Here is a 20,062-nt window from a genome sequence, read left to right on the forward strand (position 1 = left end):
CGCCGGGCGGGCGGTCAGGCGCCGCGCAGGCGCTCCGACAGGTAGCCGATGAGGCCCTCGAGCGGCACGCGCTCCTGGGCCATGGTGTCGCGGTCGCGCACCGTGACGGCATCGTCATCGAGGGAGTCGAAGTCGACGGTGACGCACAGCGGCGTGCCGATCTCGTCCTGGCGGCGGTAGCGGCGGCCGATGGCGCCGGCGTCGTCGAAGTCCGTCGCCCAGCCCTGGGCGCGCAGCCGATCCGACACCTCGCGGGCGAGCGGTGACAGCTTCTCGTTGCGCGACAGCGGCAGCACCGCGACCTTCACCGGAGCCAGACGCGGGTCGAGGCCCAGGACCGTCCGGGTGTCGGTTCCGCCCTTGGCGTTCGGCGCCTCCTCTTCGCGGTACGCATCGACGAGGAAGGCCATCATGGCGCGCGTCAGTCCGAACGACGGCTCGATCACGTAGGGCGTGTACTTCTCGCCGGACGCCTGGTCGAAGTAGGTCAAGGACTGCCCGGATGCCTCGGCGTGGCTCTTCAGGTCGTAATCGGTGCGGTTGGCGACGCCCATGAGCTCGCCCCACTCCTTGCCCGGGAACCCGAAGCGGTACTCGACGTCGATCGTCCCGGCGGAGTAGTGCGCGCGGTCCTCTTCCGGCACGTCGAAGCGGCGCATGTTGGCCGCGTCGATGCCGAGGTCGATGAACCAGTTCCAGCACTCCTCCACCCAGTGCTCGAACCACTCTCCGGCGTCGGCGGGCGGCGTGAAGAACTCGATCTCCATCTGCTCGAACTCGCGCGTGCGGAAGATGAAGTTGCCCGGCGTGATCTCGTTGCGGAACGCCTTGCCGACCTGGCCGATGCCGAACGGCGGCTTCTTGCGCGACGCGGTGAGCACGTTGGAGAAGTTCACGAAGATGCCCTGCGCGGTCTCGGGGCGGAGGTAGTGCAGGCCGGATTCGTCATCGACGACCCCGAGGTAGGTCTTGACCAGGCCCGAGAAGGCCTTCGGCTCGGTGTACTGCCCCTTCGTGCCGCAGTTCGGGCACGGGATGTCGGCCAGCCCGTTCTCGGCCTTCCGACCCTTGCGCGCCTCGAAGTCCTCGACGAGGTTGTCGGCGCGGAAGCGCTTGTGGCACTGCAGGCACTCCACGAGCGGGTCGGTGAACGTCGCGACGTGACCGGAGGCCTCCCACACGCGCTTGGGCAGGATGATGGAGGAGTCGAGCCCCACCATGTCGCCGCGGCCGCGGACGAACGTCTGCCACCACTGGCGGCGGATGTTCTCCTTCAGCTCGGTCCCGAGGGGGCCGTAGTCCCACGCCGAGCGGGATCCGCCGTAGATCTCGCCCGCCTGGAAGACGAACCCGCGGTGGCGGGCGAGGGCGATGACTTTGTCGAGGCGGGACTGCTCGGCCACGGTGGCTCCAATGGTCGGGTGGGGGCGCGGGATTCCGCAGGACGCCGCGATGCGCGGCATCCCCGATTCTAGGTCAGCGGATGCCGCACCCACAGCCGTCGCGGGCGCCGCCGACCGAGGAGGGGTCAGCTGAGGAAGGGGATCGTGAGCGGGTACCTGTACCACTCGCCCCTGTGGGCCTTCACGGCCGCGATGATGCAGAACACGATGTTCAGCACGTACGCCGCGAGGATGACGAATAGTCCGATGACGACGATCGACAGGATGCCGCCCACGACGTAGGCGATGATCAGCGTCAGCTGGAAGTTGAGCGCGGTCGCGGTGTGCGCGCGGACGAAGGGACCCCGGTCCTTGAGGATCAGATAACCGATCAGCGGGGCGAGGAAGCCGAAGAACAGGCCGCCCAGGTGCACCAGCGTCGACCAGAGTCTCTCGTCGGCGGGCGACAGCGCGGCCGAAGGGGACGCGCCGGCGGGCGGCGGGCCGTAGGGAGGGGTGCTCATGCGCTCAGCCTAGGGCGCTCGGTCCACCCGCACACGGGGGCTGTCCCCCGACTTCTGCGGGGGCTGCACCCTCACGTCGTTGTGGGTCGCAGCCCGTCCGCGGCCGGGCCGAACCGCACCCACCCATCCCCGCACCGAACTCCTCAAAGCGGCGGGTGGGACCGGTTCTGATGGGCGGAAACGGCCTCCAGCGCGCGAATCGGAGGAGTTCGGCGCGGCCCGCGCCCCGACCCGGCGCGCGTCTCACCGCGTGAGATCCACAGGAAATCTCTTTCCCGAAGGATGGAAACGCCATATCCCTAGCGTGACGGTGCCCACTCCCCGACAGAGAGAGTACCGATGACGTCTTCGCCCTCCCCCGCGAGAGCCCGGCTGCGCAGAGCCGGGCTCTTCACCGTTGCGGCGGCCGCCGCCGCGGCCTGCATCATCCCGCCGACCGCGGCCCTCGCCGTCACGACAGTGACCACGGCCAACAGCGCGGCCTGGCAGATCCACGACGCCGCTCCTCCCGGCCTCGACACCGGGAGCATCCGCGCCCTCAGCAATTCCGGCGTCGACGGGTTCGGCAACATCTTCGTGCGTGTGTCGACCGCACCCGACTCGCGCTTCAACGGCGAGATGATGCGCGGATTCGGCCTCACCTCCGACGGTCAGTCGTCGTACTCGTCGACGCAGGCGGTCGACCTCGGCGGCATCGACATCACCCGCGACATCGACCTCTCCGTGGAGAACAACCGGGCACGGTTCTTCGACACCTTCACCAACACCACCGCGGCACCGGCCACCGTCGAGGTCTCCTTCGGCGGAGCCCTCGGGTACGGCGTCGCCGCGGCGGCGACCCCGATCCGCTCAACGTCCAGCGGCGACGCGCTCGTCACCCCCGAGGATGCCTGGACCCTCTCGGCGTCCTCCGCCGACAACCGGCGACCGATCGGCATCGTCCTCGGTTCGCCTGCGCCGTTCGCGGGCGCCCTCACCGGCACCGGCAACCAGGAACGCAACCCGTTCCAGACGCCGATGGCCACGGAGGGGCACGAGGCGAACTTCCACGGCTACATCCACACCCTCACGATCGCCCCCGGTGAGACGAAGTCGCTCGCGCGATTCGTCGTCGCCGGCGCGAACCAGGCCGGCTCGCAGCCGGCGACCACGGAGGCGCTCACCGCTCTGGCGGCCGCCCCCGACCTCACCGGACTCTCGACGGACGAGGTGTGCTCGATCGCGAACTGGAACCTCGCTGCGCTCCCCGAAGCACCGACCTGCGCCGGCCCGGTGCGCCTCCCCGTTCCGGCATCCCCGGAGCTTCCGGCGGCCGAGACCACGTCCGCGTACGACGTCGTGAACAAGACCATCGAGCAGATGCAGGCCGACCTGGAGGCGGGTGTGACCACCTCCGAGCAGATCACGCAGGCCTACCTCGACCGCATCCGCGTCTACGACGGCGGGCCGTTCGGCTATCACTCCTACATCGCCGTCGCCGGAGACGCGCTCGAGCAGGCACGCGCCGCGGATGCCGCACGCGCGGCGGGTCAGCGCGGCGACCTCCTCGGCATCCCGATCGCCATTAAGGACATCATCGACACCGCCGACATGCCCACGACGGGCGGCACGCGTGCGCTCGAGGGATATCAGCCCGGGAAGGATGCCTTCCAGGTCACAGGACTGCGAGAAGCGGGCGCGGTGATCATCGGCAAAGCCAACCTCTCGGAGTTCGCGAACTCCGGCAGCTACAGCGAGAGCGGCTACGGGCAGGTATGGAACGCGCTGTACCCGTCGAAGACCTCGTTCGGCTCCAGCGGTGGTTCCGCCGTCGCCACGGCCGCGAGCCTCGCAGCCGGGGCCCTCGGCAGCCAGACGGGCGTGTCGTTGTACGCACCGGCGGTGGGGTCGAGCCTCACCACTTTCCGCGGCACGGACGGGATGGCCAGCACCGCCGGCGTCATGCCGCTCACGTGGGCGCAGGACTACGTCGGCCCCATCGCCCGCACGACGACCGACCTCGCCTACCTCCTCAACGCGACGACGGGCACCGATCCTCTCGACGTGCTGACGGTCGAGGCGGACGCGAAGCGTCCTGAGGATTGGACCGCATCGCTGGATGCCGGTGCTCTGCAGGGAACGCGTATCGGATACGTGCCGACGGCATACGCCTCGAACTACGCCGACGACGGGACAGGCGCGGCGGCACGAGCGAGCCTTTCGCTGCTCGAGGCCGCCGGCGCGACGCTGGTGGAGCTGTCGGCCCCGCCGACCAACGGCTCCTCCCCCGGCGGCAGCCGCGGAATCGAGGGGTGGGCGCGGTACATCGAGCAGCAGAACGGCGCGTTCCCCTTCGCGACCGGCAACGAGCTGCTCGCTGATCCCCGCGTGCTCCCCTACAACGCGCGGGCCAACAACAACACCCCGCGCATGACCACCGAGCAGGTCGACGCATGGCTGGCCTATCGGGCGAGCTACAAGGAGGTCATCGGACAGTGGATGACCACGAACGACGTCGACGCCGTGGTGTACCCCGGGTTCCTGAGCGACATGTACAACAACGACGGGAACAGCGCGCAGCACAGCTCGGACCGCGCGACGGGCGTGCTGACTTCGAACGTCGGTCTACCGACGGTCGTCGTGCCGGTCGGACCCAACCCGAACGGCTACTCGATGTCTCTCCAGCTGGTCGGACCGGCCTGGAGCGACGCCGAGGTCCTCGGCATGGGGTACGCACTCGAGCAGCGTGCGCAGGGTCAGCAGCTGGTAACGACGGCACCCGCGCTCACCTATGTCGGTGGCGGCGAGGATCCCGACCCCGAGCCGACGCCCGACCCGGAACCGACGCCCGACCCCGAGCCGACGCCCGACCCCGAGCCGACGCCGGACCCGGAGCCGACGCCCGACCCCGCGGTCTCACTCTCGGCCAGGACCGTGGAGGCCGGCGCAGATGTGGTCGTGACGGCGACGGGCTTCGCGCCCGGCGAGAGCCTGCAGGTGTGGCTCGTGTCCGATCCCAAGCGGATTGGATCGGGCACGGCCGATGAAGACGGCTCGCTGACCCTCTCAGTGACGATCCCGCGGGGCGCGACGCCGGGTGAGAACCGCATCGAGGTGCGCGGCGCCGATTCCACCGCCTCCGCGCCCCTGCGGGTCATCGCGGCGGAGGCGACCGGATCCCTGCCCGCGACCGGCGGAGGGTTTGATGCGACCGTTCCGCTGATCGGCGGTGCGCTGATCGCCCTCGGCGCCGCGGCCGTCGCCCTCGTCGTGCGTCGCCGTCGCTCTGTCGGCGAGGTCGACTGACCCACGCCCGGTGTGCCCGCCCCGATCCGTCGGGGCGGGCACTCCGTCGTTCGGGCCGATTACCCCGTACCGAACTCCTCAGAAGCGGCGGGTGGGACCGGTTGCGGTATGCGGAAACGGCGTCTGGCGCGCGGATCGGAGGAGTTCGGCGCCGGCCGCGCCTCGACCCGGCGCGTGCACTGGCCGTACCGGCCCCCCGGGCCCTCCCCGATCGTCTGTACCGAACTCCTCAGGAACGGCGGGTGGGGCCGGTTCCGGAGGGCGAAACCGACCCTGGACACGCGAATCGGAGGAGTTGCGTACACGCCGCCCCCGGCGCCGGGCCGCCTCCTCCGGCGCACCCCGGCCGCGCCTCCACCACCCCGGCCGCGCCTCCACCACCCCGCCCGCGCCTCCACCACCCCAGCCGCACCTCCACCACCCCGGCCGCACCTCCACCTCCACCGCCCCGGCCGCACCGAGACCGTCCCACCCCGCGATCAGCGGCGCAGGGTCTCGCGAGCGACGGTGACGTCGTCGAGGGCGACGGGGTCGATCTCGATCCCGAGGCCGGGACCGGTGGGCACGCGCACGTGACCGTCCTCGAGCACGATGGGGTCGGCGACGATGTCGCGCGAGTAGAACCGGTTCGACGCCGACACGTCGCCCGGCAGGGTGAAGCCCGGCAGGGCGGCGAGCGCGGCGTTCGCCGCCCGCCCGATGCCCGTCTCCAGCATCCCGCCGCACCAGACCGGGATCCCGGCCGCCCGGCAGAGGTCGTGGATCGCGACGGCCTCGAGGTATCCGCCGACACGGCCGGCCTTGATGTTGATGACGGATGCCGATCCCAGGGCGAGCGCGTCGACGGCGGCCTTCCGCGACACGATCGATTCGTCGAGGCACACCGGGGTCCGCAGGCGCCTCGCGAGCGTGGCGTGGTCGACGAGGTCGTCCTCCTGCAGCGGCTGCTCGATGAGCAGCAGATCGAATCGGTCGAGTTCGGCCAGGACGTCCGCGTCGGCGAGAGTGTAGGCCGAGTTGGCGTCGACCTGCAGCGCGATCGCGCCGAACGCCTCGCGCACCGCAGCGGTGTCGTCGACGTCGCGCCCGGGTTTGATCTTGATCTTGATCCGCGCGTACCCCTCGTCGAGGTAGCCGCCGACGACGTCCACCAGGGCCTTCGGATCGCGCTGGATCCCGACGCTCACCCCGCTCGGCACGCGGTCGCGCGTGACTCCGAGGTACGCCCCGAGGGAGATGCCGTCCAGGCGCAGCGACGCGTCGAGCACCGCAAGCTCCAGCCCCGCCTTCACCATGCGGTGGCCGACGAAGGGCTCCAGGATGCCGGACACCCCGGCCGGCGGCATCCGGTGCGCATCGAGGAGCGCGGGGATCATCCACCGGAGCGCCACGTCCCACGCACCCTGCGTGTACTCGCTGGAGTACAGGGGAGCCGCGGAGGTGACGATCTCGCCCCATCCGTCGCCGTCGGGGGTGAGCGCCCGCGCGACGATCACCTCACGGACGGTCTCGGTTCCGAACGACGTGGTGAAGGGGGCGACGAGCGGCAGGTGGAGCACCCGCAGCTCGACGCCGTCCAGGGTGATCGGCGCACTGTCCATGCGCCCAGGCTAATGACCCGGGTCAGCGCCCGAAGATGTCGCCGAGACCGGGGAGCTCGAACCCGCCGAACTGCTCGCCGAAGCCCGAGATCTGCTCCCCGACCCCCGACACCTGCTCGCCGAGCCCTGCGACCTGCTCCTCCGCGAAGCCGCCCATGCTGCCGGCGATGCCCTCGACGTCGACCCCGCCCGCGAGGGCATCGAGATCGATCCCGAGGCCGGCCGCCTCGGCGAGCAGGGGCCCGGCGACCGTACTGACCACCGCGCCGCCGGCGACGAGCCCGAGCAGACCCACCCCGGCTGCGGCCCCCGCCCCGACGGCGGCCCCGGTGCCGACGCGGGCGAGGAGGCCCCGCATCCGCCCGGGCTGGGATGCCTCGGCACGACCGGCCGCGCGCGCGAGATCGGGAGCGCTGGCGGACGCCGGCCGCAGCGCCGGCGGGAGCTCGGACCGCATGCGCGCCTCGACCTGCTCCCGCTGAGCAGGGGTGAGCCGGGCGAACGCGTCACGGTGGATCTGCTCGACCTGGTGCGGGTCGGCCGTCTGCAGCAGGTAGTCGTAGCGGGCGATGGCGCGCCGGTCGGCGTCGGACCCGGCGACGGGACGCGCACCGGTGGCACCGGCCGGCGGCGGCGCGAGCGTCGGCCGTCCGGCGGATGCCGGAGCCGGCGGCGGCGTGTACGCCGACGGCGGAGCGGAATGACCGCTCGACGCCGCGGCGCCCGACTGCGCCGTGCGGCCGTCGCCGGTCACCTCCTCGGCGACCTTGCCCACGAGGCCGCGCCAATCGGTGCCGCCGGCCGCGCCCGGCCGCGTCGCGCCCGCACCGGACGGGGCCGAACCCTGCGCGCTCGGGCCGGAGGCGGATCCGAGCGCCTTGGAGGCGATGTCGAACAGACGGGAGAACGTGCTCATGACGAACCTTTCGAAAAGCCCATCAAGGTCTCCTCCACCCGGATGCCGGGCCGGCGGACCGGGACACGATCGCGTGTCCGTACTGACGGTTCCGCCGCATCGGGAGTACTCCCCTTGCGTAGGGAAGAACGTAGCTCCCCGCGCCTATGAATTCGCTCGAAGCCCGAGCCCGCTCGGCGCCCCAGCCTGCTCTGCGCGCGACCCCGCGCGACCCGCCGCCCGGTCAGTGGACCGTCGCGTGCGCCGGGCCCCGCGCACCACCCCGCCGCGCCGCGACGGCGCGCGCGTGACGGGCGGCACGGGTCTCGCGCCGCACCCGGCGCCGCTCCGCGCGCACCGCGGCGGGGTCGACGGCGACGAATGTCTCGCGGGTGGCGCGCGGACGACGTCGGGCGTGACGTCGCTCGGCGGAGAAGAACGTCCTGATCGCCTCGAACAGCGATTCCGTGTGCTCGTGCATGATCTGCTCCTTCGGATAATCGCGGCGAGGGCGATCGTGAAGGAGGAGGCGCGAACAGCCGCGGTGATACGACGCCCCGGGATCCGCTGCGGCGACGGACCCTCAGGGCCGGAACCCTAGGGCCGGACGAGCAGGTAGCCGCGCCGATCGAACCCGCCGATTGCGAGACCGTCGGCCAGCCCCGCGCGCAGCCCGTCGCGGACGCGGCGGCGCCAGGCCGCGGCATCCGTCACCGATCGTGCGCGGATCGCGCCGATGTCGTCCGGCACCGCCACGGTCGCCACGATCTGCTCCTCGGCCGGCGCCGCGACACCCGGGGCGGCGAGCGCCCAGGAGACCATGATGCGATCGGACTCGTCGCCGCGGTTGACGCCGTCATCCATGGGGCCGTAGTGGTCGACGAGGAAGTCGGTGACCCTCGCGCCGAGCACGGCGAGGTTGAAGTGGGCGTTGCGGGCGACGAGCGGGTCGAAGGTCCACGTGATGTGTCCGACGTCGCGGGCGAGTGCCCACTCCCGCTGGTGCTCCTTGAGCGCGCGCCCGAGCCCGTGCCCCTGATGGGCCGGAAGGATCCCGGTGATGTGGCTGTGCATCGAGCGGGCCGCGGGCGCGGCGAAGAACGCGACGGATGCCCCGATCATGCGGTCGTCGTCCCACAGGCCCACCGCGTAGTTGCCCGAGTGCGCGAGTGCGCGGAGGAGGTTCGGCGGCATGCCGGAGCGGTCGCCGCCCCAGACGTCGGCGAGCACGGCGGAGGCGGTGAAGACGTCGGCGACCGTGTCGAGGTCGCGGATGCGGATGCCGGTCACCGCGGCACCGGGGCCGATCGCCGGTCGGGTCGGCTCGGGCGCCCCGTGGGCAGCGTGATCGCACCGGTGGCGGGTGTCTCCACTCCCGCGGTGATGACGTGCTCGGCGAACAGTCCCGGCCACGCCATCACGCCGTAGGGGGTGCGCGCGACGACAAGACGGCTGTGCGGGAGGGTCTCGTCGAGCTTCGTGGCGGTCCGGAGCGGATGCGTGTGGTCGCCGGTCCAGGCGAGGATGAGCGTCGGCGTCGTGACGTCGACGAGGCGCTTGCGGGGCGGAAGATCGGCGAGCGCGGCGCCGCGGAGGACCGTGGGAAGCAGCGCCTCGTCGACCGCCGGTCCCGTCTGCGGGGCCTCGGCGAGCGCGGGCGGCACGGGGGTCGTGCTCCCGAGCTCCACGAACGCCGCGATCCCCTCGCGCTCGATGAGGTCGGCGCCGGTGAGGTACGACTGCGCCTGCGCGGGACGCGTGCCCCAGGCGGTCGGCGGGAGCATCAGGGTGAGGCTGTCGAAGCGGGTCGGCTCGCGCAGCACCGCGTGCAGCAGGGTCCCGGTGCCCATGGAGGGCCCGAGCCCGTGCACGCTCTCGCCCGGGACGATGACGTCGAGCGCGGCGAGAAGGTCGTCGGCGAGCCGGTCCCACGCGTAGTCGCCCGGATCCGGTGTGCCGGACGAGCCGCCATGACCGCGCGCGTCGAGGCGGATGACGCGGTGACCGCGCAGCGCGCGCCCGAGATCGAGACCGAGCTGCGCGTCGCGCGTGCGGCTGGACATGAGCCCGTGCAGCTGGACCACGACCGGACCGTCGGCTCCGGTGACGTCGTACTCCAGGCGGGCGCCGTTCACGGGGACGGTGGGCACGGCACCTCCGTGGAAGCGGGAACGTACGGGGAAGCGAGAACGAAACGTCGAACCCCTACACTACGGCGAATGCGCCTGACCAACGTCACCCGAGTGGTCCTGCCCCGCGGACGCGTGGGCAGCTACGCCGTGCGCATCGCACCCGACGAGACCCGCCCCCTCCCGGTCTCGTTCGACCAGGGGCGTCACGTCGGTGCGGGCGATCGTCCGGGGTCGTGGATGTCGATCGCCCTGCGCCTGCCGGACGGGACGACGCGGGATGCCGTGGCCCGCGCGTGGGACGGCGTCGTCGCCGCGCACGGAACCCTGCGGACCGTGTTCTCGCGCGACGACGCCGGCGCCGTCCGGCTGCACGAGGGCGCGGCATCCGCCGGGGAGTGGAGCGATCATCCCCTCGCGGGCGCCGGCGACGGTGTGGGCGAGGGCGACGGTGTGGGCGAGGGCACCGTCCGCGACACGATCCGGCGGGTCTTCGACGCCCGGTGCCGCCCGTTCGCGGCTCCGTCGCATCGGGTCGCTCTCATCGAACCGGGCGCGGGCTCCGCACCCGACAGCGGAACGGATGCCGCGCCCGCGGGCGATCCCCGCCCGATCGCCGTGATCGCCGCCGATCACGCGCACGTCGACATGTGGTCGCTGCTGGTGCTCGCGCGGGACCTCCTCGCGCTCCTCGGCGAGGACGCGGCATCCCTCGCCGAGGAGCGGGAGCCGTTCGCCGCGCACACCACCGCGCTCGAGACGCGCGATCCCGCCCCCGCGGAGGTCCACACCGCGTGGCGCGAGATCCTCGACGCCGAGGGCGGCGTGATGCCGCGCTTCCCCCTCCCGCTCGGCGACCTGTCCGCGCCGCGGCCGGAGGTCGTCGAGGTCCGGGACGTGCTCGACGCCGCCGAGCTCGCCGCGTTCACCGCGCGCGCGGAGGCGGCGGGGGTGCGCGCGACGGCCCTGGCGCTGTCGGCCCTCGCGCGGGCGTGCGCGGAGGTCGCGGGGGCACCGTTGCGCGCGGTCTTCCCCGTCCACAGCCGCTACGAGGAGCGCTGGCACGACGCTGTCGGGTGGTTCATCACGAACTCGGTGATCGCGTGCGCCGATCCCGACCCGCGCGCGTGCGCGGCATCCCTCCGCCTCTCGCTCGCCCTGGGGTCGCACCCGCTCGCACCGATCCTCGCGCCGTGGGGCGGGATGCCGCAGTCGCCCGGGATGTTCGCGCTGTCGTGGCTGGACGTGCGGCGCCTGCCCGTGCGCCTGGCCCGCGACACCGAGGCGCAGTGGGTGTCGGCGTCCATCGAGACCGACGGCGTCATGATCTGGTTCGTCGTCGGCGATGACGGACTGCACCTGCGGTGCCGCTACCCCGATACCCCGGAGGCGCTGCAGAACGTGGGCCGCTGGCTCGACGCGGTCGAGCGGGCCGTCCGCGATGAGGCCGCGACGGGCGAGACCTCCGTGACGCGCGAGACCCCCGTGGCGGGCGAGAGCGTCGTCGCCCGGGGTTAGCCTGATCCGATGGGCGCGCGCGGAGATGACAGCAGATCGCGCCTGACCCGGATGCCGCCGCAGGGCGCGATCGTCGCCGTCCTGGCACTCGCGGGCCTGGCGTCGTCGTTCATGTTCACCCTGGTCGTCCCGATCCAGTCGCAGCTCCCCGAACTGCTGAACGCCTCGCGCGATGACACCGCATGGGTCGTGACCTCCACCCTCCTCGCGTCCGCCGTGATCACCCCGATCGCGGGACGTCTCGGCGACATGTACGGCAAGCGCCGCATCGTCCTCGTGCTCCTCGCGCTGCTCGTCCTGGGTTCGGTCATCGCCGCGCTCTCCCCCGGCATCCTCGGGGTGATCGTCGGGCGCACCCTGCAGGGCGCGGTGACCGGCGTCGTGCCGCTCGGCATCTCGATCCTCCGCGACGTGCTGCACCACAAGCGCGTCGACACCGCAATCGCACTCATCAGCGCGACCCTCGGTGTCGGCGGAGCCCTGGGGCTGCCGGTGTCGGCGTTCATCACCGAGTACGCCGACTGGCACCTGCTGTTCTGGGTCTCGGCGGCCCTCGGCGCGGTGGTGTTCGCCCTGGTGCTGTGGATCGTGCCGGTGAGCGTGCTGCGGACGGCCGGCCGCTTCGACCTCGTCGGCGCCGCGGGACTCGCCGTCGGCCTCATCGGCATCCTGCTCGCCATCTCGCGCGGCAACGAGTGGGGGTGGACGTCACCGGTCATCCTCGCCCTGGGGCTCGGCGGTGTCGCGGTGCTGCTGGTGTGGGGATGGTACGAGCTGCGCATCCCCGAACCGCTTCTCGACCTCCGGGTCGCCGCGCGCCCCGCGGTGCTGCTGACGAACATCGCGTCGGTGGCGATGGGGTTCTCCCTCTTCGCCTCGAACGTGATCTACCCGCAGGTCCTCGAGCTTCCCGAGAGCGCCGGCGGCTTCGGGCTCTCGCTCATCGCCGCGAGTCTCGTGGTCATGCCCGCCGGCATCATGATGATGCTGCTCTCGCCCTTCTCCGGGCGCCTCGCGCGCACCGTCGGCCCGCGACTGCTGCTGATCCTCGGTGCGGTGTCGCTCATCGTCGCGTACGGCTACACCCTGCTGTTCTCCGCGGAGGTCTGGCAGCTCGTCGTGGCGAACATCCTCATCGGCGTGGGCATCGGGTTCGGCTACGCGGCGATGCCGATGCTCATCATGCGCGCCGTCCCGGCGACCGAGACCGGGGCATCGAACGGGTTGAACGCCCTGTTCCGCTCCCTCGGCACGTCCACGGCCGCGGCCGTGGTCGCCGCCGTGCTCGCCGCGAACACCGTGGACATCGGCGGGATGCCGACGCCGACGCCGGCGGCGTTCACCACCTCGTTCGTGCTCGGCGGCCTCGCTGCGGTCGTGGCGCTCGCGGTGGCGGCGTTCATCCCGCGTCGGCAGAACCCCATCGAACGGCATCCGTCCCTACGTGATTCGTAGACTGAGCGACATGCCCGAAGATACGCCCGACGCGTCCGCTGACGACGACCGCGCGCTGCCGCTGCGCGAACGCGTCCGGCGCGCGGGCGGCTGGTACGCCTACCTGAACACGCGACTGATCCGCGTGGCCGGCCCCGCCGCCGTCGGCCCGTACGACACCGAGCCCGAGCCGACGCGCACGGGACGCCCGTGTCCGGTGTGCCGACACCCGATGTCGGAGCACACCGTCGACCGCATCGGCCCCAAGCCCCTGCTGCACTGCCCGTGATCCTGCGGCACTGCCCTTGAGTCTGCTGCACCGGCCCTGCGCCAAGACGGGGTCAGTCGGGGTCAGACGGGGCCTGCGCACCAGTACTCGAGCGAGACGGCGGTGACGTCCCCCTCTCCGCGCACGACCTGCAGACTCCCGACGAGGACCGCGTCGTTGAGCCACGCCCACCGACCCTCGCGCGGCGCCTCGATCCGCAACGACGTCACGCCGAACGGCTCGCCGTCGCGGACGGCGATGACCCCCTCGTTCAGGACCGACAGCACCTCGCCCTCGCGGGTGCGGATGAGGTAGCGCGCCGACACCGTCTCGGTGCCGTCGTCGCGGCGCAGGTTCCAGTCCGCGCCGAGCGCCAGCACTTCGCCGTGCATCTCCGGCCCGTCCACCACTCCGGCGCCGATCGGGATGATCCGGCGGATGCCGCCCGGCACGGAGCCGACCTCGATCGGCGGATCGATCGACACCCTCAGCCGGGCGATCAGACGGAGCGACAGCGGCGTGTTCATGCGACCTCCTCGACGGCGTCCTCCGCCGACACGACGACGGGGGTCGGCGGCGCCCAGTCCGCTCCCGCCTGACCCTGCAGCAGATACAGTGCGCGGTACTTCCGCGGCGAGGTGCCGTACTGGCGGGAGAACGCCCTGCTGAACACCGCGGCATCCGGCATCCCCCAGCGTTCGGCGATCGTGTGCACGGGCGTGCGCGCGTGGCGGGGGTCGACGAGGTCGTCGCGGATCCGCTCGAGACGCCGCTGCCGGATGAGGGCGGAGACGGTGGTGCCGTGCGCGGAGAACACCCGCCGCACATGACGGACCGAGAGGAAGTGGGCCTCGGCGACCCGGTCCGCCGACAGGTCGGTCTCACCCAGATGGCCCTCGAGCCAGATCACGAGGGAGGTGAACAGCGACATCGCCTGCGCGCTGCCGGCGGGCCGCGCGTCGGCGATGACCGCGTGGGCGGCGGCGACGACCGCGTCACCGAGGTGGGCGGTCGCGGCGACCGTCGGGCGCATCCGCGGGGAGGCGAGCTCGGCGAGGATCGCGCGAAGGACCCCCGCGGACGGCGTCTCGGAGAGGTCTGTCGCGACGATGTCGGCGAACATGCTGTGCCGGAGGGCGATGGCGGCGGTGGGGATGCGGACCACGAGGTACTCGTGCGGTCCGGGCGCGGTGATGCGGTATCGCTGCGCCCCGGTGTAGAAGGCGAAGTCCCCCGCCCCCAGCTCCACGACATGCCCGCCCTGTTCGACGGTGAGCCGCCCCGACACGAGGTATCCGAGCACCACGCCGCGCCACTGATGCGCGGCCGGGAGCGGTTCGATGTCGACGCGTCCGCCGGTGACGGTCGCGACCTCGAGCGTCCCGATGCGGAAGGCCCGGGCGATGTCCGGACCGGTGTCCTCGGTGCGTACGACGATGGCGTCGTTGCTGTCCTGCGGCCGGTGCGGTTCGTCGGCCGCGGTCGTCCCGAGCCAGCCGTAGAGGAGGATCTCGTGCGCCGGGGCGCCCGCCTCGGGCCGACCGCCGCCGTCCCGCCGGATCTGCGCCATGTCGATCTCCCCCCTCCCGCGTGCGGGGGTCATCGCCTCGTCGTCCGCAGACGCGCGAGCCGCGCGAAGCCGACGGCGATCAGCAGCGCCGCACCGTTGAAGACCTGACCCACCCAAGCGGGTGCTCCCAGCAGAGTCAAGCCGCTGACGCTGATCGCGATGAACAGGATGCCGATGACCGTTCCCGGGACGGAGGGTCGGCCGATGTCGATCACGATGGTGCTGAGGAGCACGGCGGTGAGCGCCGGGAAGAGCATGGTCATACCGCTGTCGGAGGTCGCAGCACCCTGCCGGGCGAGGAGGAGGACGCCGGCGGTACCGGCGATCGTCCCCGACGCCACGAAGGACAGCAGCTGCATGCGCCGGACGTCGACGCCGAGGAGCTGGGTGGCGCGCGCGTTCGACCCCACGGCGTACAGGCGTCGCCCGAAGACCGTCTTGGACATGATCCACCACGCGATGACGGCGATCACCGCGGCCACCAGGACGATGCGGGGGATGCCCCAGATCGCGCGCGAGCCGATGTCGGTGAGCTCGGAGGGGATGCCGGAAGTGATCTGGAGCCCGCCGGTGTAGGCGAAGATCGCCCCGCCGAGGAGGGTGGCGACACCGAGGGTGGAGATGAACGGATTGACCCCCACGTATGCGACCAAATAGCCGAGCGCGAGCCCGACGAGGAGACCGAAGCCGATCGCGGCGACGACGGCGACGGGGAGCGGAAGCCCCAGGTGGGAGACGACGGCGGCGGCCACGACCGAGGACGCGGCGGTGACGGCGCCGACCGAGAAGTCGAAGTATCCGGCGGCGAGGGGGAACAGCAGCGCGATCGCCACGACGAGGCCGACGCTCTGGTTGGCGACGAGGGCGCGGATGTTCTGCGGGCTGACGAAAGCGCTGCTGGATTCGGGGAGGACCGCGAAGAGCACGAAGAGCGCGACGACGAGCAGCAGCAGTCCGTAGCGCTCGAGGATGTCGCGGGCGGAGAGCCGCGGCCGGGTGAGGAGGGCTCGCGCGTCGGCACCCGCTCCCGGGGCGGATGCCGCTCCGGCCGGCGGATCGGTGGGGGGTGCGGTGGTGGTCACAGACTCGCTCCTTCGCGTGCGGTGCGGGAGGCGGGGGAAGAACCGCCGCCGTCGTGGATCGCGGCGGCGAGGACGTCGCGCCGCATGTCGTCGGGGCCCAGATGCCGTACCAGGCGCCCTTCGTGGAGGACCACGGCGCGCTCGCCGAGCGCCGCGAGTTCGTCGATGTCGCTCGAGACGACGAGGACGGCGGTGCCGGCGGCGGCCGCGGCGCGGATGAACCCGTGGATCTCGTCCCGGGCCACGGCGTCGACGCCCTGCGTGGGCTCGTCGAGGAGGAGCACGCGCGGAGCCGCGCGCATCCAGCGGGCGATGACGACCTTCTGCTGATTGCCGCCGGACAGGGCCCCGAGGACGACGTCGGGCCCGGGCGCCCGCACCGAGAAGTCGCGCATGACCTCCGGCGCATCGCGCCGCTCCGCTCGTCCCGACAGCCACGGACCGCGGCGATAGCGCCGCAGCACGACGGCGGAGAGGTTCTCCCACACCGGCCGGTCGACGAACGCCGCCTCGCGGAGGCGGTCTTCGGGCACGAGGGCGAGACCCGCCGCGACGGCATCCGTCGTCCGTCCCGCGCGCAGCGGCACGTCGTGTACCGTCACCTCCCCGTCGCGCGGCACATCGCCGAACAGGGCGCGCAGGAGCGTCGACCGCCCCGACCCCATGAGTCCCGCGACCGCGACGATCTCGCCCGCGCGCAGCTCGAGCGAGACGTCGCGGAGGCCCCCCGCCGTCACGTCGTGCGCCGTCAGCGCGACGGTCGATGACACCTCGCGGACCGGATGGATGCCGGACGCCGGCCCCCCGACGGCGTGCCCGGCGATCAGCTCGACGAGGTCGGCCTCGGTGAAATCCTCCCGTGCGCCGCTCCCGACCACGTGACCGTCGCGGAGCACGGTGACGTCGTCGGCGATCGCCATGACCTCGCTCATGCGGTGGCTGACGAAGACGACGCTGTGGCCGGTGTCGCGCAGCGCCGCGATGGAGGAGAGCAGGTGCTCGACCTCGTCGACGGGGAGGCTCGCGGTCGGTTCGTCCAGCACGAGGGTCGCTTCCCCCGCCTCGATCCCCTCCAGCGCCCGGGCGATCGCGACGAGGGCGCGCTCGGTGGGACGGAGGCCGGCCGCCGGCATCCGCGGGTCGAAGTCGAGACCGGACCGCTGCAACTGCGCCGCCACACGGCGCTCGAGCGCGCGCCGGTCGATCGAGCGCCACGCCGTACGCGGATAGCCGCTCGCCAGAGCGAAGTTGTCCGCGAGGGAAAGCTCGTCGACGAGGCCGAGATCCTGATGCACGAAGCGGAGGCCCCCGCGCGCGGCGGCCGCGGGCCCGTACTCCTCGCTCGCGAACGTCGTGCCTGCCACCTCGATCTCGCCGCCGGCGTCGGGGGTGACGACGCCGGCGAGCATCTTCAGCAACGTCGACTTGCCCGACCCGTTGCCGCCGAGGAGCGCGTGGACACGTCCGCGGCGAAGCGACCAGTCGACGCCGTCGACGACGCGGGCGGAGTAGGTCTTGGACAGGCGGGCGACCCGGATGACCGGGCCGCCCGTCGCGTCCTGGCGGGGCGCGGGCATCGGATCCTCAGCCCTGCGACCAGAGCTCGGCGTAGCCGGCGCGGTAGTCCACCGAGTCGTCGTAGGGGTCACCCTCGGCCGGCCAGGCGTCCTGATTCGATGCGTCCAGGATCTGCCAGCCGATGCCGTCCTTCACCGGCTCCTCGCCGTTGAAGAAGCGGTTCAGCTGATCGACGGCCGACCACGAGGCGCGGCCGTTCGAGAAGCCGATGCAGGCGTTGACGCCGCCGCCGGCACGCATGTAGTCGAGGGTCTCGATGACGCACTCCCCACCGAGGACCAGCGTGTCCTCCAGCCCCGCCGACACGAGCGCCGGCTGCACCCCGAGGGTGAGCATGAAGTCGAGGTCCACCGAGATCGCATCGACGTCCCCGGCCTCGAGCAGCCCGGTCTCGAACATCTGCCGCAGCTGCGGGAGATCGGCCGGGGTGATGGTGACGGTGCCGACGATCTCGCACCCGGGGCAGTTCGCGATCTCCTCGGTGAACCCGTCGGAGATGTACTCGCCGATGGAGACGCCCGCGAATTCCACGTGCAGGATGCGGGCCTCGCCGCCGGTCTGGGTGGCGATGTAATCCGCCCGGAGCTGTCCGACGCGGGTGAAGAAGTCGGCGGTGTCCTCGAACTGGTCTCCGTACTGGACACCCGTGTCGAAGAGCGGCTCGGAGCCGCCCTGCGTGGGGTCCGAGCAGTCGAACGACGACACGCCCGCCACGGCGACCCCGGCCTCGCGCGCTTCGATGAGGGCCTGGCGCACCGGTGCGCAGTCGACGCCCGCCAGCACCAGGGCGTCCGCTCCGGCCGCGACGGCCTGACGGATGCAGGTCGCCCACGCGCCGTTGGCGTTGTTCTGTCCGTCGCAGACGTTCGAGTCCCAGCCGATCTTGTCGGCGGCCGCCTGCACCTCCGATGCGATCTGGGCCAGACCCGATACCTGCTGGAACGCGGAGATGACCCAGACGTCGTGGCCGTCGGAGACCGGCGGCGCGGCCTCGGGAAGGGCGGTGGACGTGCCGGCGTAGGCGGCGTCGACGAGTTCGACCGCACCGGGTGGGAGCTCGGCATCCGTCGCGGCGATGGTCGAGGCCGGGTCGGATGCCGGGCTGGAGCACGCCGTCAGAGCGAGCGCGCTCGCCGCGAGGAGGACCAGCGCGGCGCGCGCCGATGAGCGCCGCGGAAGGGAGAGGGACATGAGAGGGACCTTTCGTGCTGTGCGGATGGGGTTCAACGGACGTCGGCCGGGATACGGGTGGTCCAGCCGAAGGCGGGCTCGACGGCGGAGGCGATGCGGATGAGCTCCGCCTCGCCGAACGGTCGCCCGACGATCTGGGCGCCGACGGGAAGCCCCGCGGCGCTGGTGTGCACGGGGAGCGACACCGCGGGCAGCCCCGCGATGTTGCAGAAGGCGGTGTAGGCCACCATCTGGGACTCGGTGACGCGTGCCCCGTCGAAGTCGCGGTTCGCCTCGTCGAGGACGGTTCCCACCAGGGGCGGGGTCGTCGCCATCGTCGGAGTGAGGAGCACATCGAAGTCCCGGCCCCACTGCGCGACGAGCGGACCGGTCTCGGCGTAGAGCCGGGTGACGGCGATCGCGTACTCGCCCGCATGGATGCCGCGCGCGCGCTCGCGGCGCGCCCGGATGTAGGGCTCGGCGAGCTCGGGGTCGTCGTACGGGGTGGCCCAGAGCCACGCGTTGACGACGACATCGAGGAATCCCTGGATGGCCTCGAGACTGTACAGGCGCGGCCGGACCGGGACGACCTCGTGCCCCAGGTGTTCCAGAGCGGACGCGAGGGACTCCGCCGCCGCGGTGCACTCGGAGTCGACCGGGAGGCCGTTGAACGAGTCCGTCACCAGCCCCACCCGCAACGGTGCGAGGGGCGCGCCCACCTCGGCGGCGAACGGCCGGTCCGGAGCCGGGGCGGTGTAGGCGACGTGCGGATCGCGCACCGCGAGGACGTCGAGGGTGCCGGCGACGTCCTCGACGTGGCGCGCGATGACGCCATCGACGATCGAGTGCTCCCACATCGGCGTCCGGGTCGGGACACGACCGCGGGAGGGCTTGAGGCCGATGAGACCCGTCGCCGATGCCGGCATCCGGATGGATCCACCGCCGTCGGTGGCGTGCGCGACAGCGGCCATCCCCCCGGCGACCGCGGCGGCCGCGCCGCCGGAAGAGCCGGCGGGCGAGTGCGCGGTGTTCCAGGGGTTGCGGGTGACGCCGAATCGCCGATTCTCGGTGACCGACATCGGCCCCGCCTCCGGCGAGTTGGAGCGACCGTGCAGGATGAACCCGCCCTCCTGGAAGAGCTCGGCGACCCGGTCGCTGTGCGGGCGCGGCGCGTCATCGACGCCCAGCGACCCGAAGGTCCCGGGCTGACCGGCCACCCAGGTCAGCTCCTTGATCGGAATCGGGATGCCGTGGAAGGGCGCGAGATCGTCTCCCGCCGCCACCGCGGCATCGGCCCGCTTCGCCTGCGCGAGGGCGTCGTCGTCGTTGCGCCACACGATCGCGTTCAGCGCGGGGTCGATGCGGTCCATCCGCGCGATCGCCTCGGTGACGACCTCCGTCGAGGACAGGTCGCCGGTGGCGATGCGCCGCGACAACGCGGTCGCCGATTCGTGCAGAAACGTCACGGAGACTCCTTTGTTCCCGATGAGAATGCCAAGCGCGGGGCGCGAGAAGTTGACGTCCACGGACGCGGGATTGTCCGAGGCGGCCGCAACCGGCATCTGTGAGCGGCCAAGTTGACCGCCGCGCACCCCGCGCGAAAGGCCGCCGCACCTGTGCGACGCG

General features: G+C 72.2%; 17 protein-coding genes. 4 read left to right on the top strand and 13 right to left on the bottom strand.

Features of this window, described 5'->3' with window-relative positions; translation table 11 throughout:
• Positions 1–14: 14 nt before the first annotated feature.
• Both ABXJ56_RS05460 and ABXJ56_RS05465 read right to left on the bottom strand, forming a co-directional pair.
• Positions 15–1,403: a glycine--tRNA ligase gene (locus ABXJ56_RS05460; RefSeq protein WP_353999968.1), complete on the bottom strand. Its 1,389-nt coding sequence runs from the start codon at positions 1,401–1,403 to the stop codon at positions 15–17.
• A 125-nt stretch (positions 1,404–1,528) separates the two neighbouring features.
• Positions 1,529–1,906 carry a DUF4870 domain-containing protein gene (locus tag ABXJ56_RS05465; RefSeq protein ID WP_353998702.1) on the bottom strand — a complete coding sequence of 126 codons (378 nt, stop codon included), beginning with the start codon at positions 1,904–1,906 and terminating at the stop codon, positions 1,529–1,531.
• 339 nt (positions 1,907–2,245) lie between these two features.
• On the opposite strand from ABXJ56_RS05465, the gene ABXJ56_RS05470 reads away from it, so the two are divergent.
• Positions 2,246–5,191: an amidase gene (locus ABXJ56_RS05470; RefSeq protein ID WP_353998703.1), complete on the top strand. Its 2,946-nt coding sequence runs from the start codon at positions 2,246–2,248 to the stop codon at positions 5,189–5,191.
• 479 nt (positions 5,192–5,670) lie between these two features.
• On the opposite strand, the gene menC is transcribed toward ABXJ56_RS05470, so the two are convergent.
• The 5 genes from menC to ABXJ56_RS05495 all read right to left on the bottom strand — a co-directional run bounded on the left by menC (position 5,671) and on the right by ABXJ56_RS05495 (position 9,837).
• A complete protein-coding gene (menC, locus tag ABXJ56_RS05475) occupies positions 5,671–6,792 on the bottom strand; it encodes an o-succinylbenzoate synthase (RefSeq protein ID WP_353998704.1) in 1,122 nt (373 codons plus the stop codon).
• Between the two features lie 22 nt (positions 6,793–6,814).
• Positions 6,815–7,708, bottom strand: a complete 894-nt coding sequence (locus ABXJ56_RS05480) for a cation-transporting ATPase (RefSeq protein ID WP_353998705.1) — start codon at positions 7,706–7,708, stop codon at positions 6,815–6,817.
• A 223-nt stretch (positions 7,709–7,931) separates the two neighbouring features.
• Positions 7,932–8,168 carry a hypothetical protein gene (locus ABXJ56_RS05485; protein ID WP_353998706.1) on the bottom strand — a complete coding sequence of 79 codons (237 nt, stop codon included), beginning with the start codon at positions 8,166–8,168 and terminating at the stop codon, positions 7,932–7,934.
• Positions 8,169–8,284: 116 nt separating this feature from the next.
• Positions 8,285–8,977 carry a GNAT family N-acetyltransferase gene (locus tag ABXJ56_RS05490; RefSeq protein ID WP_353998707.1) on the bottom strand — a complete coding sequence of 231 codons (693 nt, stop codon included), beginning with the start codon at positions 8,975–8,977 and terminating at the stop codon, positions 8,285–8,287.
• Positions 8,974–9,837, bottom strand: coding sequence for an alpha/beta fold hydrolase (locus tag ABXJ56_RS05495; RefSeq protein WP_353998708.1), 864 nt, complete (start codon positions 9,835–9,837; stop codon positions 8,974–8,976). Before ABXJ56_RS05495 ends, ABXJ56_RS05490 begins: the two co-directional genes overlap by 4 nt.
• A gap of 69 nt (positions 9,838–9,906) precedes the next feature.
• On the opposite strand from ABXJ56_RS05495, the gene ABXJ56_RS05500 reads away from it, so the two are divergent.
• The 3 genes from ABXJ56_RS05500 to ABXJ56_RS05510 are packed head-to-tail and all read left to right on the top strand — an operon-like array spanning position 9,907 to position 13,057.
• Entirely contained in the window at positions 9,907–11,334 is a 1,428-nt protein-coding gene (locus ABXJ56_RS05500; protein ID WP_353998709.1) for a peptide synthetase, read from the top strand.
• A gap of 51 nt (positions 11,335–11,385) precedes the next feature.
• The gene (locus ABXJ56_RS05505; RefSeq protein ID WP_353999969.1) at positions 11,386–12,789 is read left to right on the top strand and encodes an MFS transporter; all 1,404 of its coding nucleotides are present in this window, start codon (positions 11,386–11,388) and stop codon (positions 12,787–12,789) included.
• Positions 12,790–12,799: 10 nt separating this feature from the next.
• A complete protein-coding gene (locus ABXJ56_RS05510; RefSeq protein WP_353998710.1) occupies positions 12,800–13,057 on the top strand; it encodes a hypothetical protein in 258 nt (85 codons plus the stop codon).
• A gap of 62 nt (positions 13,058–13,119) precedes the next feature.
• Here ABXJ56_RS05510 and ABXJ56_RS05515 read toward each other — a convergent pair whose 3' ends face one another.
• The 6 genes from ABXJ56_RS05515 to ABXJ56_RS05540 are packed head-to-tail and all read right to left on the bottom strand — an operon-like array spanning position 13,120 to position 19,902.
• Entirely contained in the window at positions 13,120–13,563 is a 444-nt protein-coding gene (locus ABXJ56_RS05515; protein ID WP_353998711.1) for a DUF3237 domain-containing protein, read from the bottom strand.
• Positions 13,560–14,639 (bottom strand): helix-turn-helix domain-containing protein, encoded by a 1,080-nt coding sequence (locus tag ABXJ56_RS05520; protein ID WP_353998712.1) that lies wholly within the window; start codon positions 14,637–14,639, stop codon positions 13,560–13,562. Before ABXJ56_RS05520 ends, ABXJ56_RS05515 begins: the two co-directional genes overlap by 4 nt.
• Positions 14,636–15,688, bottom strand: coding sequence for an ABC transporter permease (locus tag ABXJ56_RS05525; protein WP_353998713.1), 1,053 nt, complete (start codon positions 15,686–15,688; stop codon positions 14,636–14,638). Before ABXJ56_RS05525 ends, ABXJ56_RS05520 begins: the two co-directional genes overlap by 4 nt.
• A complete protein-coding gene (locus ABXJ56_RS05530) occupies positions 15,685–17,265 on the bottom strand; it encodes a sugar ABC transporter ATP-binding protein (RefSeq protein ID WP_353998714.1) in 1,581 nt (526 codons plus the stop codon). Before ABXJ56_RS05530 ends, ABXJ56_RS05525 begins: the two co-directional genes overlap by 4 nt.
• A gap of 7 nt (positions 17,266–17,272) precedes the next feature.
• The gene (locus ABXJ56_RS05535) at positions 17,273–18,457 is read right to left on the bottom strand and encodes a sugar ABC transporter substrate-binding protein (protein WP_353998715.1); all 1,185 of its coding nucleotides are present in this window, start codon (positions 18,455–18,457) and stop codon (positions 17,273–17,275) included.
• A 32-nt stretch (positions 18,458–18,489) separates the two neighbouring features.
• Complete coding sequence (locus tag ABXJ56_RS05540) at positions 18,490–19,902, bottom strand: amidase (RefSeq protein ID WP_353998716.1); 1,413 nt, start codon at positions 19,900–19,902, stop codon at positions 18,490–18,492.
• Positions 19,903–20,062 lie beyond the last annotated feature (160 nt).

This window comes from Microbacterium aurantiacum (assembly GCF_040532595.1).
GTDB classification, from domain to species: Bacteria; Actinomycetota; Actinomycetes; order Actinomycetales; family Microbacteriaceae; genus Microbacterium; species Microbacterium chocolatum_B.

Bases quoted from the DNA above. Each gene is read 5' to 3' on its own strand.
- ABXJ56_RS05465 (WP_353998702.1), bottom strand. From the start codon at position 1,906: ATGAGCACCCCTCCCTACGGCCCGCCGCCCGCCGGCGCGTCCCCTTCG.
- ABXJ56_RS05470 (WP_353998703.1), top strand. From the start codon at position 2,246: ATGACGTCTTCGCCCTCCCCCGCGAGAGCCCGGCTGCGCAGAGCCGGG.
- menC (WP_353998704.1), bottom strand. From the start codon at position 6,792: ATGGACAGTGCGCCGATCACCCTGGACGGCGTCGAGCTGCGGGTGCTC.
- ABXJ56_RS05480 (WP_353998705.1), bottom strand. From the start codon at position 7,708: ATGAGCACGTTCTCCCGTCTGTTCGACATCGCCTCCAAGGCGCTCGGA.
- ABXJ56_RS05485 (WP_353998706.1), bottom strand. From the start codon at position 8,168: ATGCACGAGCACACGGAATCGCTGTTCGAGGCGATCAGGACGTTCTTC.
- ABXJ56_RS05500 (WP_353998709.1), top strand. From the start codon at position 9,907: ATGCGCCTGACCAACGTCACCCGAGTGGTCCTGCCCCGCGGACGCGTG.
- ABXJ56_RS05505 (WP_353999969.1), top strand. From the start codon at position 11,386: ATGCCGCCGCAGGGCGCGATCGTCGCCGTCCTGGCACTCGCGGGCCTG.
- ABXJ56_RS05510 (WP_353998710.1), top strand. From the start codon at position 12,800: ATGCCCGAAGATACGCCCGACGCGTCCGCTGACGACGACCGCGCGCTG.
- ABXJ56_RS05515 (WP_353998711.1), bottom strand. From the start codon at position 13,563: ATGAACACGCCGCTGTCGCTCCGTCTGATCGCCCGGCTGAGGGTGTCG.
- ABXJ56_RS05520 (WP_353998712.1), bottom strand. From the start codon at position 14,639: ATGACCCCCGCACGCGGGAGGGGGGAGATCGACATGGCGCAGATCCGG.
- ABXJ56_RS05530 (WP_353998714.1), bottom strand. From the start codon at position 17,265: ATGCCCGCGCCCCGCCAGGACGCGACGGGCGGCCCGGTCATCCGGGTC.
- ABXJ56_RS05535 (WP_353998715.1), bottom strand. From the start codon at position 18,457: ATGTCCCTCTCCCTTCCGCGGCGCTCATCGGCGCGCGCCGCGCTGGTC.